The following is a 14345-nucleotide window of genomic DNA, read 5'->3' on the forward strand; positions in this document are numbered from 1 at the left end:
CCTCATGACGCGTTTCCTGATCTCCGCCCTCATCGCCGCCACCCCGGTTGTCGCCGCCGACTGGCCCGTCAAACCCGGCGATGTCCCGCTGACAGTGGCCGAGCTTGACGCCCTCGCAGGCCAGACGCTGACCTTCTACGATGATGGTCAGGCCAAGTTTTCGGCCGGTGGGGCCTATTCCTATACCTACGCGGGAGGAGATTCCGCCTTTGGAACCTACGCCATCGCCGATGACGGTTCCGTCTGCATTGCGTACCGCAACGGGTTCAGCCGCTGCGACCTGTATGTCCACAGCGGCGAGCGGCTGATCCTGATTGATCAGAAAGGGGATAGGTACCCGGTGCGGCCCAAATAAAGAAGTCACAACTTGGGCCAGCCATGTTGGCAATGGACCAACCCGCGCAGCAATCTGAACCCGCGGCAGACGTCAACGGCTTTGTTGGGAACACCAGCCCAAAATTGCGCGCCCAATGAGGGGCCAGAACCAAACTGTGGGCACCTCGACACAACGCGCTGACGCAAGGCAGGGTAAGTCGCGCCAAAACAGCAGCCGCGGTTGACGAGCCACACACCGCTTCGTTAGTGCAGCAGCGATCCCGTTTAGGCTTTGGGCAAGAGGTGCTGTTTTGGATTTTCAAGTTGCAAGTTTCTGGTTTGGTGCGCCGTTATCTTGCGTTGAAAGAGTATGTATTCAGTCTTTTCTGGATCATGGCTATGTCTTCCACCTGTACGTGCTGGATATGAACATAGATGTTCCCGACGGCGTCGTCGTTCATGATGCCCGCGAAATCTATACAGATGAAACCACCGAAAACCTGACCGGTGGCCGGAGACGGATGGCGGTCTATTCAGACATCTTCCGGATCCACATGTTGCAAAAAACCGACTATGTGTGGGTTGATCTGGATATCTACTGCGTCCGGCCGCTGGATGTTCCACCGGACTATCTGTTTGGTGTCGTCTGGCGCAACAAGGCGATGAACAATTGCGTGTTGCGCCTTCCCAAGACATCTCTGGCCTTGAAGCTGATCCTGAATTTCCTTGAGTCAGAAGTCCCGATCCCGTTTTGGTTGGGCAGTGATCACATCGAAAAACTGGTCAAACGCTATGAGGCAGGCGAGACAATCACGCTCTACGATCTTCCGTGGACGACAACCGGCCCTAGTGTGACCCGCTGGGCGCTGGGGGTTACCGGTGAAATCGACCGAGGCCAGCATTGGCATTTATATTGGCCGCGTCGCGGGTTTCTGGACCCGGTCGAGAACATTGAAGACTACGAACCCGATTGGGCCCGGTTTCACCACTTCCAGGGCGAAACCCGCAGTGGTATTCGCAGCAAATTCGGCGGTATTCCTCCAAAGGGAAGTTACATTGATATTGTCTGTCAAAGACATGGAATTGACCCCAAGAAATATCCGGTCACATAATCAGCGGCGACGGTGCCGATATCGTCGAATAATCTTGGGGTTTTGTGTCATACCGCAGAAGTGCGGGCCGCTGGCTCAGAGTTTTTCCAGCAACTCCATCGTTGGCCACGCATCCGCAGGCAGGCCCAGACGATTCTGTTCGGCTTGCGTCGCATCCCGCGTTCCGGCCCCCAGAATCCCGTCGATCTTGCCCACATCATATCCTTTGGCCTGAAGCTTGGTCTGCAACTGTTTCATCTGTGCGCCATTCAGGCCCTGCGCGGGATTGCCCACATCATAGATTTGGCCGCCTTCAAGCCGTGTTCCGAAATAAGCGGCGGTCAGAACATAGACAAAGCTCTGGTTCCATTCGAAATAGACGTCGAAATTGGGGTAGGCCAGAAAGGCAGGCCCGTTGCGCCCCTGCGGCAGGATCAGCGAGGCGGGCAGGTTGGCCAAGGACCCGCCGCGCGCCTCTACGCCCATCGCCTGCCATTCCGCCACCGAACGCGGTTTGCCGGGGCCGGACAGGGACCAGTCCATCTGCGCGGGCACGGTGACCTCCTGCAACCACGGCTCACCCGCGCGCCATCCCAGATGAGACAGCATTCTGGCCCCCGACATCAGCGCATCAGGGGCCGAGCTTTTCAGGCGGACATGCCCGTCACCGTCACCATCGACGCCGTTTTCCAGTATGTCACGCGGCAGCATCTGCACCATGCCGATCTCTCCGGCCCATGCGCCGGTGGTGCGGGCCGGGTCGAAATCACCGTTCTGATACAGCTCGATGGCGGCGAAGATCTGTGGCCGGAACAGTTCCGGGCGGCGGCAATCATGGGCCAGCGTCACCAAGGCGTTGCGGGTGTTGAAGTCGCCCTGAAACGATCCGTAATCGGTTTCAAATGCCCAGAAGGCCAGCAGCACCCCGCGGGAAATGCCATACTCGCGCTCAATCCGATCAAAGACCGCATCGTACTTACGCGACATCGCTTGCCCGCGCTCGATCCGGTTCTGCGAAATCAGACGACGGGAAAACTCAATAAAGGGCTTCTGAAACACGCCCTGCGCCCGGTCGGCCTTCAGCACGGCGCTGTCCTGCTGCACCCCGTCAAAAAACCCGTTCACCGCTGATTTGTCCAAACCCTGCTGCACGGCTTCGGTCTTCAGCCCTTTGACAAAGGAGTTAAATCCACCTCCACATTGCGCCAGCGCAGGTGAGGTAAACAGGGCGGCGGCGATCAGGCCAGAGAGTATACGCATGAAAGGGTCCGTCAGAATATCAGTTCGGCCCCAACCCACACTGACACGAGCGCAAGCGCAAGCCCCCAAACCCGCCAGAGCATGTCACATGCGCGAAAAACTTCTGATGCACCGATCTCGCGCGGGGCGTCACCATTGACCCAGGCCAGATCGCGCACCTGCCCGTCATAACTGCGCGGCCCTGCCAGCGCGACATTCAGGGCGCGGGCCATGGCGGCTTCGGGCCAGCCAGCATTGGGCGAAATATGGCGTTGCGCATCCCGCATCATCTCAACCCAGCGCGACCATTGGCCGGACAGCGCCACGATCATCACGCAGGTCAGGCGGGCAGGGATCAGGTTCAGCAGGTCGTCGAACCGGGCCGCGGCCCAGCCAAAATCACGGTACGTTTCGGTGCGATAGCCGATCATGCTGTCGGCGGTGTTCACCGCCTTGTACACCAGCAACCCCGGAAGCCCGGCGACCAGAAACCAGAATGCAGGGGCAATGACCCCGTCGCTCAGGTTTTCAGCCGCGCTTTCGATGGCGGAACGCGCCACCTGTGCCCCGGTCATATCCTGCGTGTCGCGCGAGACGATCATAGCCACCTGCGCCCGCCCGTTTTCCAGCGAGGTTTGCAACCCGTCACCAACCGCGCGGACATGGGCAACCAGCGACTTTTGCGCCAGCAGAATCGCGCAGCCAAGAATTTCAACCACCGGCCCCAGCAGGGACAGACCACACCCAAGGCCCCATGCGCCGCAGATCAGAAGGGCAAGCACCGCCACCCCCTTCAACCGCCGACCGCGCCCGTAATTCAGGCGTTTGTCCAGCCATCCGATCAGGTTGCCGATCATCACCGCCGGGTGTTTGACGCGGGACCAGAGCCAGTCGGGCTCTCCCAGAGTGGCGTCCAGACACATGGCGCAGACCAGCATCAGGGCAGGGCTCACAGCGCGGCCTCCAGCCTGTCCCACCCCTTTTCCGGTGGCAGACCCAGACGCAGAAAGGTTGTTGAATAAGGAAAGATACGGCTCCAGATATGGGCGCGGGCCAGCCGGTCCTGCCACCCCAAGGCGTCATCGACCCGATACAGACGAAACAGGCTGGTGCCACCGACGATATCTGCGCCCCTGGTCAGCATCAGCGTATCCAGCCGGGCCGCTTCATCCGCCAGCCGCGCGCGCGTGGCATCGGCCCAGTCATCGTCCGACAGGGCTTGCGTTCCAACCCGCAGGGCGGGGCCGGACACCGACCAGGGTCCGGTCAGGTCGTTCAGGCGGTTGATCAACTCAGGTCGCCCGATGGCAAACCCAAGCCGCATCCCGGCCAGCCCCCAGAACTTGCCAAAACTCTTCAGCACGATCACGCCGGGACGTTCCGCCATATGGATCAACGATACCTCTGGCGTGACATCGCAAAAGCTCTCGTCGATCACGGTCAGAGGCGCCGAGACATCGCGTTCCTGCCAGATGCGCCCGTCCGGGTTATTGGGATGCACGATCACGCGGGCGTCAGCCGCGCTCTCAGGCTGAACACGCCACCCCTGCGCCGAAAAGGCGGCGGCGTGTTCGTTATAGGTGGGCGGCGTGATCTGGACACGCCCTGGCGCGGCCAGCGCCGGAATGCGAGAGATGACAGCCGATGCACCGGGCACCGGCAGGATTGCAGCCCCCTGCGGCACGTTCCAGAACCTGCGGGCCGCATCACTCAGCCGTTCAAAGGCACCGTGATCCGGCAATTCGGCCCAATCCCCGGCGGTCAGGCCCGCAACGGCGTAAGGATGCGGATTGATTCCGGTCGACAGATCGATCCAATCTGCACGCGCTCCGCCATACCTGACAATCGCCCTGTCCAGCCCCCCGCCGTGGTCGCGAACTGCGCGGGGGTCCAAGCCGTGATCAAGTGTACTCATCTGCTCTCTCTGCGGGGATTGACCGGTTTCGGGGTGCTTCAAGCGGATTTTTGCCATTTACACAAGCAAATCCGCCCGAACACGCAAGCGTGCGGCTGCTGTTAACACTTTGTTAAGGAAATAACGAGATCACGGACCACGGGGGTCGGCACCACTCACCATACCAAGTGCCGAGGTTGTTGCAAATGAAAGTTCTGATTGTTGAGAGTAACCCCGACCTTGGTCGGGTCTGGAAAAGACATCTGGAGCGGCAAGACGCCGAAGTCACGCTGGTTGACGCTCAGGAGGCCGCCATTCTGGCGCTCTATGGCACGGATTTTGATATCATCGTGCTGGATCTGGTTCTGGAAACCGGAAGCGCATTGGCTGTGGCCGATTTTGCTAGCTATCGCCGCCCCGAGGCGCGGGTGATTTTTGTCACCAACACCACCTTCTTTTCCGACGGGTCGATATTTGCGCACAGTCCCAATGCCTGTGCCTATGTCCAAAGCGAAACGCCGCCAGAGGATCTGGCGGCGATGGTCGAACATTACGCCGCCGGGCGCTGATCGCGCCCATGCGGCTCCATGTGATCCAGCACCGGGTTCACCGGAATGATGCGGTGCGGATTGATGCTGTCATGGCTGTAGTGGTAGTGGCGCACGATGTGATCCATGTTCACGGTCCCGGCGACACCGGGCCATTGATACAGCTCCCGCGTATAGGCCCATAGGTTTGGATAATCGATCAGGCGCTGCCTGTTGCACTTGAAATGCAGATGATAGACCGGGTCGAAGCGGATCAGGGTTGTGAACAACCGCCAATCGGCCTCGGTGATCCGGTCCCCCATCAGATACCGGTTCCGGGCCAAACGCCCTTCCAGCCAGTCCAGCGCGTCGAACAACGGGCCCACGGCGGCGTCGTAGGCCGCTTGCGAGGTGGCAAAGCCCGACTTGTAGACGCCGTTGTTGACGTCTGAATAGACGCGCGCATTGACCTCCTCGATCTCGTCCCGCATCGCCTCGGGCCAGTAATCGTCCGTATTGCCAGTGATGTCGTTGAAGGCCGAATTGAACATGCGGATGATTTCCGAACTTTCGTTCGAAACAATGGTCTCTTGCGCCTTGTCCCACAGGATCGGCACTGTGACGCGACCGGAATAGGACGGATCCGCCTTGGTATAGATCTGATGTGCATAGCTCAGCCCGTAAAGACGGTCACCCGTGGCACCGTGATCATCCGCCTCAAAGGTCCAGCCGTGACCCAGCATGTCGGGATGCACGACCGAGACCGAAACCAGATCGCTCAGCCCCTTCAACGCGCGAAAGATCAAGGTGCGATGCGCCCAGGGGCAGGCGTGGCTGACATACAGGTGATACCGCCCGGCTTCGGCCCGGAACCCGCTTTTGCCCGACGGTCCCGCGCGGCCATCGGCGGTCAGCCAGTTGCGAAACTGCGCCGCGCTGCGTTTGAATGCGCCACCCGTGGATTTGGTGTCATACCAGGTGTCTTGCCATTTTCCATCGACCAGCAGGCCCATATCTCATCCTCCGCATAGGCGTTTGGCCAAAGATAGGTCCAAGCCCCGCCTGTTCCTATGCATTTGCCCGCGCACAAGACCTGCATGCGCGCACAGGCAATGCTGGGATATCTGTGCAACAAACCGCAGGCACAGCCTGTTGCGTGAACGCGTTCACTGGATTTTTACAACAGTTCCCGCACAATAGAGGTCATTAGCGGGGGAATGATTTAATGAGTACTTATGTTTCAAAGGAAATACGCGCCGAGTTGGACGCCGCCCGAATCGCCACATTGAAAAAGGCCAGTCGCCTTCGTGTCCAGATGGGCGACAATACCTATAAAATTCTCAAATTGTGGAAAGATGGTTTCACGGTTGAGGCGGAAACAACACCGCGCCTGCGCGGGTTGGTCGATATCTATGACGGGGCCAACCTTCTGTATCAATGCCTGATCATTGCCGATCAGGATGAAGGCGGCGAGATGCGGTATGAATTCAAACGCAGCACCGCCGCCCATGACAAGGCACCGCTGGATTTCTACCGCGCCCCGGATGCGCCCATCGCGTTGCTGGGCTACGAAGACTAGGATCGGAGTTCTATCGTAGTACCGGGTTCGGTAAGGGTAACGCCCAACAGGCCGTTAGGCTGGCTATCGCTATGGATTTCGCCATTCAGGTCCGCGCCCGGCCAACAGGCGCGGTCCATCGTAGGGTCAGCCACCCCAGCCACCGCCTGGATTATTGCAGGTCGCCAAAGGCCCGTTTCAGCCGCGCGCAGGCGTCCTCGACCCGCGCCCGTTGCGTGGCCAGGTTGAACCGTTCGAACGTTTCTCCGCCAGTGCCAAAACCCGGACCTGACGAGGTTGCAATCCGCGCGTCCTCGCGCAATCGGCGGACAAGTTCAGCGTGATCCATGCCGGTGCCGGAAAAGTCGACCCAGGCCAGATAGGTCGCCTGCAAGGGCATCGACCACAGGCCCGGAATCTCGGCGATGGTCTGGTCGAACAGACGCCTGTTTCCGTCCAGATGCGCGATCTGCGCATCCACCCAATCCGCGCCGGCCGGGCTGTAGGCGGCGGTGATCATCGCCACACCCAACGCGCTGGGGCCATAATCCAGCGTTGCCAGCCGATGCTTCATCGCCTCGCGCAGTTTGGGGTCGGGAATGATCATGTTGCCGGTCCGCTGCCCGGCGATGTTGAAGGTCTTCGATGCCGCAGTCAGCGTCACTGTCCACGGGCGTGCATCCGGGGCTGCCACATCCATCGGCACAAATTTGGCGCCGGGATAGACCAGATCGTGGTGAATCTCGTCTGACACAAGGATCAGCCCGTTGCGCTCGGCAAATGCAGCCACGGCGCGCAGTTCCTCCGGCGTCCAGACGCGGCCCGACGGGTTCTGCGGCGAACACCACAGCAACATCTTCTCGGACCCGTCCAGCCGCGACTGGGCGTCGTCCAGGTCAAGGCCATAACTTTCCCCGTCCCGCACCAAAGGGCATTCCACGACCCGGCGGCCCGATTTGTTCACCTTGTGGGCAAACTCATGGTAAACGGGGGTAAAGATCACGATGCCATCACCGTGATCGGTCCAGACATCCAGCGACAGGGCGATTGCATTGCCCAAGCCCTGAGTGGTCAGAACCCAGTCCGTGTCGATTTCCCAGTCATGGCGGGTTTTCATCCACCACTGGACCGAGGCCAGATACTCCGGGTGCGCCCAGGAATACCCGAACACGCCGTGATCCGCGGCCTTGCGCACCGCGTCGATCACGCAGGGGGCTGTCGGGTAATCGGAATCGGCCGTCCACATGGCCAGCCCGTCCTCGGGCGAGACGCCAAACAGCATCTCCATCTTGTCCCATTTGGAACTGTTGGTGCCCCGGCGGTCGATCAGGTCGTTGAAAGTCATGTCTGCTCCATTTTCTCGACCGAAAGCTAACCGCAAATCGGGCAGGTGCAAGGGGGGCGTTGCGGCGCGGGGCGGGATGGCCTAAATCAGCCTCATGAAACGTAACATCCTGATCTATCCCGACCCCCGTCTCAAGAAGGTCTGCGCGCCCGTGGCCGACCTCACGGACGACCTGCGCGCGCTGGCCGATGACATGCTGGAAACGATGTATGACGCCCCCGGTGTTGGCCTTGCCGCGCCACAGATCGGCGTGCTGGATCGCTTGATCGTGCTGGATTGCGTCAAGGAAGAAGGCGAGGCACCGCGCCCCCTGATCATGTTCAACCCGCAGGTCATCGCGGCCTCGGAAGAAACCAATGTCTACGAGGAAGGCTGCCTGTCGATCCCTGATCAATACGCTGAGGTGACGCGCCCCAAAGTGGTCGATGTGACTTGGATGGACCGCGACGGAAACCTGCAACAGGAAACCTTTGACGGGCTCTGGGCCACCTGCGTTCAGCACGAGATCGATCATTTGGACGGCAAGCTGTTCATCGACTATCTCAAGCCGCTGAAACGGCAGATGATCACCCGCAAGATGCAAAAGCTCAAACGCGAACGGGCCCGTGCATGACCGTTCGTACCTGCCTGCCATGGCCTGACAAACGCCTGCGCACCAAGGCGGATGATGTGCCCGAGATCACCGATGAGATCCGCGCCATCTGGGACGACATGATCGACACGATGGAGGCGATGCCCGGCGTCGGTCTTGCCGCGCCACAGATCGGGGTGATGCTGCGGCTGGCCGTTGTTGACGGTTCTGCCGAACGGGGCCGGGCCGTGCGTCTGGCAAACCCGGAAATCCTGCACAGTTCGATCGAGCTGCGCGAACATGAAGAGGCCAGCCCGAACCTGCCCGGCGTCTCGGCCACAATCAAACGCCCGCGCGCGGTGACCGTGAAGTTCCTGAACGAACATGGCATGCTGGACCGCCGCGATTTCGTCGGGATCGACGCGACAAGCGTGCAGCATCAGATCGACCACCTGAACGGGCGGATGTATTTCGACCGGCTCAGCAAGGTCAAACGTGACATGCTGCTGCGCAAGGCCCGCAAACAAACCTGACGTCTGTAGGCCGGGCTTCAGCCCCGCACCCGTCCCAACTGCCGGAGCCAACGATGCGCATCATCTTCATGGGAACCCCTGATTTTTCGGTCCCGGTGCTGGACGCACTCGTCAGGGCCGGGCACGACATCGCCGCCGTCTACTGTCAGCCCCCGCGCCCCGCCGGGCGTGGCAAGAAAGACCGCCCGACGCCGGTTCACGCCCGGGCCGAGGCGCTGGGCCTGTCCGTTCGCCACCCAACCTCTCTGAGATCTGCTGACGAACAGACCGCATTTGCCACGCTGAACGCCGATATCGCCGTCGTCGTCGCGTATGGCCTGATCCTGCCGCAACCCATTCTGGACGCGCCGCGACACGGCTGCCTGAACATCCACGCCAGCCTGCTGCCGCGCTGGCGCGGTGCCGCCCCGATCCACCGGGCGATCATGTCCGGCGATGCCGAAACCGGGATCTGCATCATGCAGATGGAGGCCGGTCTGGACACCGGCCCGGTCCTGTTGCGACAGGCAACCGCGATTGAGGTTGAAGAAACCACCGCGCATCTACATGACCGGCTCTCGGCCATGGGGGCCGCGCTGATCGTCGAGGCGCTGGCCAAGCTGCCGGACCTGATACCCGAACCGCAGCCCGAGGATGGCGTGACCTATGCCGCCAAGATCGACAAGTCCGAGGCCCGCATCGACTGGACACGCCCAGCGGTTGAGGTCGACAGGCAAATTCGCGGACTGTCACCCTTTCCCGGCGCGTGGACCGAAATGAATGGCGAACGCATCAAGCTGCTGGCATCGCGGCTGGCAGACGGGCAGGGCGCAGCGGGTGAGGTTCTGAACAACGACCTGCACGTGGCCTGCGGTCAGGGCGCGGTCGAACTGCTGCGCTTGCAACGGGCGGGCAAAGGCGCGCAGGATAGGGAAACCTTCCTGCGGGGCTGGCCCATTCCCACCGGCACCCGCCTGACCTAGGAGAAGCCCGATGTTCATGGTGATGATGGGGACCGTCGTGATTGCCGGGATCGTCGGATATCTGTCCGAACAGACCGGGTTCACCCATAACGGCTATCTTCAGTCGATCATCATCTGCGTGGGCGGGGCGTTCCTGTTCTACTTCATCCGCATCATGTTCGGTATCAGCTTTGGCCCTCCGGGTTTGGATGCGGTGATCTCGTCTATCGGCGCGCTGATCATCGTGCCGACCCATTGGCGAAAATGACATGCCCGTCGTCGCTCTGATCATCATCCAAGCTGTGCTTGAAGTTTTGCTCGTCAGGTTGCTCCCGGCGACGATGCTGATCGGCATTGTTGGGGCTATGATCGGTGGGCCCCTTCTGTGGTCTCTGATACCCGACGCTGGCTGGATGTCGGGCTTTGTGGGCGCGGTTCTGGGCGCATTGCTGGTGATCTGGATCTGGCAGACCTACCTGCGCCGCTAGCATATTCCTTGGCCGCGCATTCCGTCCTGGAAACCTACACTCGACAAGATAGTGCAGCAGATCAGCGCTCGTCGCACTCCAGCGCTGAACCAAGCGCCGGGGCGGCTTTCGTCGTCATATCGAACCGGTTCGCCTCGGCGGCGGTCATCCAGTGGATGCTGTCGGCCGGGGCCGCATACAGCGTGTACCAGTAAAACGACTCATCGACGCCGATGTCCCTGAAATAATCCAGATAGCGGTCATGTTCCGGGTCATCCTCGGGCAGCTCCGTTGCCACCAGCCCCGACCCGGCCCAGCTGTGCACGCCCACGCAGGCTCCCGGCTGCAAAACGCGGCGGCGTCCGGCCAGGAACAGATCGGTGCCGCCGCTGGCAACCAGACCGTCCGAGGGCACGATAGTATCGAACCCGGCCTTGCGCACCTCGCGGCTGAAGATGACATTGGCGTCGTCATCCACCGACCCCTCGATATATTGCAGCACCAGCGTGCGCGCTTTGGGGTTTTCGGCGGTGACGTCTTCGAAAGCGGACAGCGTTGTTTCGTCAATCGTGCCCGAGGCGATGATCCGGTCACCCTCGGCGACAAAGCGGACAGGCGCATAATATGCGCCGCAGGAGGCCAGCAACGCCAGTGAGACCGCTATCGATGTAAGTCTGAACGGCATTTGGCCTCCGGGCTGCGCGTTCCAAACAGCTATCAGCCCGCCCCGGTCGCGTCCACCGACAGGTTCAGTTGCGGGGCGGGCGGCTTTTGTAGACGGGCAATTGCCAGCCAAACACCAGCGACCCGGCCCGCAAGGCCCAGCACACAAGGGCGCACAGGCCCAGCACAAAGGCAGGCTCCAGCCCCAGCCTGACCGCAAGTACCGCCGTCAACGCCCCCACAAATGCGCACGAGACGTAGAGCTCGCCCTGTTTCAGGACCAGCGGCACCTCGTTGCAGACCACGTCGCGCATCAGCCCGCCCAGACACCCGGTCGTCACACCCATCAGCACGACGATGATACCGGGCTGATCCAGTGACAGCGCGGCACCGGTTCCGGCAGCAACGGCGACCGACAGTGCGAAACTGTCCAGCCAGACCAGCCAGTTATAGCGACTTTCCACCAGATGCGCGGTAAAGAACACAAACACCGCCGCCGCGACGGCGATCAGGATGTAATCCGGCTGGCCGACCCAGAAGATCGGGTGACGGTCCAGCAGCAGGTCGCGTACCGTGCCGCCGCCAACTGCGGTCAGGCAGGCCATGAAGGCAAAGCCCACCAGATCCAGCTGCGCCCGGCTGGCCACCAGCGCCCCGGTCAGCGCAAAGATCAGAACCGAGGCATAATCCAGCAGCGTCAGCGCGCTCACGCCTGCGCCTTTTTCGGCTTGAAGGGCGCCATGCCTGCGCGGGCCAGTTCATCGGCCTTTTCGTTTTCGGGATGGCCCGCATGGCCCTTGACCCATTCCCATGTCACATCATGTCGTTCCTGCGCCTCGTCCAGTCGCTGCCACAGATCGACATTCTTGACCGGCTTCTTGTTCGAGGTTTTCCAGCCATTCCGCTTCCAGCCGAATATCCAGCCGGTGACGCCGTTCTTCACATAGGCGCTGTCGGTGACAATGGTGATCTTCGACGGGCGCTCCAGCGTCTCAAGCGCGCTGATGGCAGCCAGCAACTCCATTCGGTTGTTGGTCGTCTCGGCCTCGCCCCCGTTCAGTTTCCGCTCTTTCAGAACCCTGTCCCCGTTCATCGCGCGCAGCAGCACACCCCAGCCTCCGGGGCCGGGATTGCCGGAACAGGCGCCATCTGTATAGGCAAACAACTCAGGCATGGGCGAACACCAGAATAAACCCGTCGTACGACCCGGCCAGACCCTTGCCCACACCTTCGACCGTGCGGTCAATTGTGAACCCGGCCTGGGTCAGCGCCTCTCGGATCTCGGCTTCCGAGTAATAGGTGTAATAGCGGTCCAGATCGTCACGATGCTCGCCAGTGCCCAGCTTCATGCCCAGAAACAGCTGGCCGCCGGGCTTCAGGGCCGCGTGGATCGCCTTCAGGTGACGCGGAAAATCCGCTCGCGGCGCGTGCAGCAGGGAAAAACTGGCGTAGACACCGTCATACTCGGCGGTTTCGGTAACATCGTCGAACGTGCCCAGATGCGCATCCACCCCGTTCTGGCGGGCATGTTCGACAAAGGCGGGGGTGGCATCCAGCGCCCGCACCTTCAGCCCCTGACGCATCAGGAAACCGCTGTCCGATCCGGGGCCTGATCCCAGATCCAGCACATAGCCGCCCGCACCGACCGCATCGGCAAAATCCTGACGGGTCTTGAGCTGTTCGGCTGGCAGAGGAATGGCCAGATATTCGTTTACTCTGCTCGTATAGGCATCAATCGTGCGTTTGTCGCTCACAGGTACACTCCTACGGCTAGGCTGGCCAGAACGATTGCGGTCAGCAGGATACGCAGCTGCATCCACCAGACCGGCGTCAGCCGCCAGTATGAAAACAGGGCGTCCAGCAGCAGCAAGCCGGTGAACCCGTAGATCAGATTGGTGCCTGCAGTGACCGGCCCGCCGCCTGTCATGGCAAAGGCCCACAGCGCAGGCAGGACCGACAGCCCATAACACAGCGCCGCCTTGCTGCCCGAGGTCTTGGTGGCAAAGCCCCACAGCACACCTGACATAAAGCTCAGGATGACCGAGCCATAGAACAGCTGCACATAAGGGCCAACAAAGCGTGGGCCAAAGCTGCGCGCGCCCCAGGCGTTCAGATCACCGTTCAGATAGGTCAGCGCGCCCCAGACAAACGGGACCAGTCCCGCCAGCCCCAGATAGAGCGGCGCCTTCGGCACGCCGATCACGCCGGTTGCCTCAACACGCGCGGTACTTTGAACTCGACGTTTTCGGTTGCGGTCTCGACCGGCTCGACAGTGACATCATAGTGATCGCGGAAGGCGTCGATCACCTCGTTCACCAGCAATTCCGGGGCCGATGCGCCAGCGGTCACCGCAACGCTTTCGATGCCCTGCAAAGCGCGCCAGTCGATCTCGGTCGCACGCTGGACCAGCTGCGCGTATTTGCACCCCTCGCGTGAGGCAACCTCGACCAGACGGCGGGAGTTTGACGAGTTCGGAGCTCCCACAACCAGCAGCGCATCGGCCTTGGGGGCCACGGCCTTCACGGCCTCCTGCCGGTTGGTGGTGGCATAACAGATGTCTTCCTTATGCGGCCCGACAATGGCCGGGAACCGGTCCTGAAGGGCTGCGATGATGTCCTTGGTATCATCCACTGACAGGGTGGTCTGGGTGACAAAGGCCAGCTTGTCGGGGTCGCGCACCTGCACGGTGGCCACATCCTCGACCGTTTCGACCAGCAGCACATCACCCTTTGGCAACTGTCCCATCGTGCCAACGGTTTCGGGATGGCCCTTGTGGCCGATCATGATCATCTGCAATCCCGCATCCGCATGGCGCTGCGCCTCGACATGAACCTTCGACACCAGCGGACAGGTGGCATCCACATAGATCATCTCACGTTGCGCGGCTTCGGCGGGTACCGATTTCGGAACACCATGGGCGGAAAAGATCACCGGGCGGTCATCGGGGCATTCATGCAGTTCTTCGACAAACACAGCCCCTTTGGCCCGCAACCCGTCGACCACGAATTTGTTATGCACGATCTCGTGGCGCACATAGACCGGCGGCCCCCATTTCTGCAGGGCCATTTCAACGATCTTGATGGCGCGGTCCACACCGGCGCAGAACCCGCGGGGGGCGGCCAGGTAAAGTGTCAGTGGCGGCTTGGTCATTCGGCTGTCTCCTTAGGGCACAGGTAAGTCTTTTCCCGGCCTTGGTCCAGA

20 protein-coding genes are annotated in these 14345 nt (G+C 61.1%); 9 read left to right on the forward strand and 11 right to left on the reverse strand.

Annotated features, from left to right (window positions below):
• Positions 1-4 precede the first annotated feature (4 nt).
• A complete protein-coding gene (locus ACR0CE_RS11950) occupies positions 5-355 on the forward strand; it encodes a hypothetical protein (protein WP_480832594.1) in 351 nt (116 codons plus the stop codon).
• Positions 356-626: 271 nt separating this feature from the next.
• Positions 627-1427, forward strand: a complete 801-nt coding sequence (locus ACR0CE_RS11955; RefSeq protein WP_480832596.1) for a hypothetical protein — start codon at positions 627-629, stop codon at positions 1425-1427.
• A gap of 75 nt (positions 1428-1502) precedes the next feature.
• Here the strand turns inward: ACR0CE_RS11955 and ACR0CE_RS11960 are convergent, their stop codons facing one another.
• From ACR0CE_RS11960 to cobD, 3 genes are read right to left on the reverse strand one after another with little or no spacing between them, the layout of a single operon-like run.
• Positions 1503-2666 (reverse strand): lytic murein transglycosylase, encoded by a 1164-nt coding sequence (locus tag ACR0CE_RS11960; RefSeq protein WP_480832598.1) that lies wholly within the window; start codon positions 2664-2666, stop codon positions 1503-1505.
• 11 nt (positions 2667-2677) lie between these two features.
• A complete protein-coding gene (gene cbiB, locus ACR0CE_RS11965; RefSeq protein ID WP_480832600.1) occupies positions 2678-3598 on the reverse strand; it encodes an adenosylcobinamide-phosphate synthase CbiB in 921 nt (306 codons plus the stop codon).
• Complete coding sequence (gene cobD, locus ACR0CE_RS11970) at positions 3595-4560, reverse strand: threonine-phosphate decarboxylase CobD (protein ID WP_480832602.1); 966 nt, start codon at positions 4558-4560, stop codon at positions 3595-3597. Before cobD ends, cbiB begins: the two co-directional genes overlap by 4 nt.
• Before the next feature lie 185 nt (positions 4561-4745).
• Between cobD and ACR0CE_RS11975 the strand changes: the two genes are divergently transcribed.
• A complete protein-coding gene (locus tag ACR0CE_RS11975; RefSeq protein WP_209506176.1) occupies positions 4746-5108 on the forward strand; it encodes a response regulator transcription factor in 363 nt (120 codons plus the stop codon).
• Here the strand turns inward: ACR0CE_RS11975 and ACR0CE_RS11980 are convergent.
• Positions 5090-6079: a glutathione S-transferase family protein gene (locus ACR0CE_RS11980; RefSeq protein ID WP_480832604.1), complete on the reverse strand. Its 990-nt coding sequence runs from the start codon at positions 6077-6079 to the stop codon at positions 5090-5092. The genes ACR0CE_RS11975 and ACR0CE_RS11980 overlap by 19 nt on opposite strands.
• Before the next feature lie 212 nt (positions 6080-6291).
• Here ACR0CE_RS11980 and ACR0CE_RS11985 point away from each other — a divergent pair, with 212 nt between their 5' ends.
• A complete protein-coding gene (locus ACR0CE_RS11985) occupies positions 6292-6645 on the forward strand; it encodes a hypothetical protein (RefSeq protein ID WP_209506181.1) in 354 nt (117 codons plus the stop codon).
• Between the two features lie 151 nt (positions 6646-6796).
• Here the strand turns inward: ACR0CE_RS11985 and ACR0CE_RS11990 are convergent, their stop codons facing one another.
• Positions 6797-7969, reverse strand: a complete 1173-nt coding sequence (locus ACR0CE_RS11990) for a MalY/PatB family protein (RefSeq protein ID WP_480832606.1) — start codon at positions 7967-7969, stop codon at positions 6797-6799.
• 94 nt (positions 7970-8063) lie between these two features.
• On the opposite strand from ACR0CE_RS11990, the gene def (ACR0CE_RS11995) reads away from it, so the two are divergent.
• Genes def (ACR0CE_RS11995) through ACR0CE_RS12015 form a run of 5 tightly spaced genes read left to right on the forward strand, consistent with a single transcriptional unit; the run spans position 8064 to position 10502 of the window.
• Positions 8064-8582 (forward strand): peptide deformylase, encoded by a 519-nt coding sequence (def, locus tag ACR0CE_RS11995; protein ID WP_209506185.1) that lies wholly within the window; start codon positions 8064-8066, stop codon positions 8580-8582.
• Positions 8579-9073, forward strand: coding sequence for a peptide deformylase (def, locus tag ACR0CE_RS12000; RefSeq protein WP_480507379.1), 495 nt, complete (start codon positions 8579-8581; stop codon positions 9071-9073). Before def (ACR0CE_RS11995) ends, def (ACR0CE_RS12000) begins: the two co-directional genes overlap by 4 nt.
• 53 nt (positions 9074-9126) lie before the next feature.
• Positions 9127-10035, forward strand: coding sequence for a methionyl-tRNA formyltransferase (fmt, locus tag ACR0CE_RS12005; RefSeq protein ID WP_480832608.1), 909 nt, complete (start codon positions 9127-9129; stop codon positions 10033-10035).
• 10 nt (positions 10036-10045) lie between these two features.
• Positions 10046-10282, forward strand: a complete 237-nt coding sequence (locus ACR0CE_RS12010; RefSeq protein WP_267364066.1) for a hypothetical protein — start codon at positions 10046-10048, stop codon at positions 10280-10282.
• A gap of 1 nt (position 10283) precedes the next feature.
• Positions 10284-10502 carry a GlsB/YeaQ/YmgE family stress response membrane protein gene (locus ACR0CE_RS12015; RefSeq protein ID WP_480832610.1) on the forward strand — a complete coding sequence of 73 codons (219 nt, stop codon included), beginning with the start codon at positions 10284-10286 and terminating at the stop codon, positions 10500-10502.
• Between the two features lie 61 nt (positions 10503-10563).
• On the opposite strand, the gene ACR0CE_RS12020 is transcribed toward ACR0CE_RS12015, so the two are convergent.
• The 6 genes from ACR0CE_RS12020 to ispH all read right to left on the reverse strand — a co-directional run bounded on the left by ACR0CE_RS12020 (position 10564) and on the right by ispH (position 14294).
• Entirely contained in the window at positions 10564-11166 is a 603-nt protein-coding gene (locus ACR0CE_RS12020) for a COG3904 family protein (protein ID WP_480832612.1), read from the reverse strand.
• 64 nt (positions 11167-11230) lie between these two features.
• Positions 11231-11854: a trimeric intracellular cation channel family protein gene (locus ACR0CE_RS12025; protein ID WP_267364069.1), complete on the reverse strand. Its 624-nt coding sequence runs from the start codon at positions 11852-11854 to the stop codon at positions 11231-11233.
• Positions 11851-12318, reverse strand: a complete 468-nt coding sequence (gene rnhA, locus ACR0CE_RS12030) for a ribonuclease HI (protein ID WP_480832614.1) — start codon at positions 12316-12318, stop codon at positions 11851-11853. Before rnhA ends, ACR0CE_RS12025 begins: the two co-directional genes overlap by 4 nt.
• Entirely contained in the window at positions 12311-12898 is a 588-nt protein-coding gene (locus ACR0CE_RS12035) for a class I SAM-dependent methyltransferase (RefSeq protein ID WP_480832616.1), read from the reverse strand. The genes rnhA and ACR0CE_RS12035 overlap by 8 nt, the downstream gene beginning before the upstream one ends.
• Positions 12895-13347 carry a DUF3429 domain-containing protein gene (locus tag ACR0CE_RS12040; RefSeq protein ID WP_480538700.1) on the reverse strand — a complete coding sequence of 151 codons (453 nt, stop codon included), beginning with the start codon at positions 13345-13347 and terminating at the stop codon, positions 12895-12897. Before ACR0CE_RS12040 ends, ACR0CE_RS12035 begins: the two co-directional genes overlap by 4 nt.
• Entirely contained in the window at positions 13344-14294 is a 951-nt protein-coding gene (ispH, locus tag ACR0CE_RS12045) for a 4-hydroxy-3-methylbut-2-enyl diphosphate reductase (protein ID WP_480494643.1), read from the reverse strand. Before ispH ends, ACR0CE_RS12040 begins: the two co-directional genes overlap by 4 nt.
• Positions 14295-14345: the final 51 nt, after the last annotated feature.

This window comes from Ruegeria sp. L11, assembly GCF_056531755.1.

Bases quoted from the DNA above. Each gene is read 5' to 3' on its own strand.
- ACR0CE_RS11950 (WP_480832594.1), top strand. From the start codon at position 5: ATGACGCGTTTCCTGATCTCCGCCCTCATCGCCGCCACCCCGGTTGTC.
- ACR0CE_RS12010 (WP_267364066.1), top strand. From the start codon at position 10,046: ATGTTCATGGTGATGATGGGGACCGTCGTGATTGCCGGGATCGTCGGA.
- ACR0CE_RS12015 (WP_480832610.1), top strand. From the start codon at position 10,284: ATGCCCGTCGTCGCTCTGATCATCATCCAAGCTGTGCTTGAAGTTTTG.
- def (WP_480507379.1), top strand. From the start codon at position 8,579: ATGACCGTTCGTACCTGCCTGCCATGGCCTGACAAACGCCTGCGCACC.
- rnhA (WP_480832614.1), bottom strand. From the start codon at position 12,318: ATGCCTGAGTTGTTTGCCTATACAGATGGCGCCTGTTCCGGCAATCCC.
- ispH (WP_480494643.1), bottom strand. From the start codon at position 14,294: ATGACCAAGCCGCCACTGACACTTTACCTGGCCGCCCCCCGCGGGTTC.
- fmt (WP_480832608.1), top strand. From the start codon at position 9,127: ATGCGCATCATCTTCATGGGAACCCCTGATTTTTCGGTCCCGGTGCTG.
- ACR0CE_RS11960 (WP_480832598.1), bottom strand. From the start codon at position 2,666: ATGCGTATACTCTCTGGCCTGATCGCCGCCGCCCTGTTTACCTCACCT.
- def (WP_209506185.1), top strand. From the start codon at position 8,064: ATGAAACGTAACATCCTGATCTATCCCGACCCCCGTCTCAAGAAGGTC.
- ACR0CE_RS11980 (WP_480832604.1), bottom strand. From the start codon at position 6,079: ATGGGCCTGCTGGTCGATGGAAAATGGCAAGACACCTGGTATGACACC.
- ACR0CE_RS11990 (WP_480832606.1), bottom strand. From the start codon at position 7,969: ATGACTTTCAACGACCTGATCGACCGCCGGGGCACCAACAGTTCCAAA.
- cobD (WP_480832602.1), bottom strand. From the start codon at position 4,560: ATGAGTACACTTGATCACGGCTTGGACCCCCGCGCAGTTCGCGACCAC.
- ACR0CE_RS11985 (WP_209506181.1), top strand. From the start codon at position 6,292: ATGAGTACTTATGTTTCAAAGGAAATACGCGCCGAGTTGGACGCCGCC.
- ACR0CE_RS12020 (WP_480832612.1), bottom strand. From the start codon at position 11,166: ATGCCGTTCAGACTTACATCGATAGCGGTCTCACTGGCGTTGCTGGCC.
- ACR0CE_RS11975 (WP_209506176.1), top strand. From the start codon at position 4,746: ATGAAAGTTCTGATTGTTGAGAGTAACCCCGACCTTGGTCGGGTCTGG.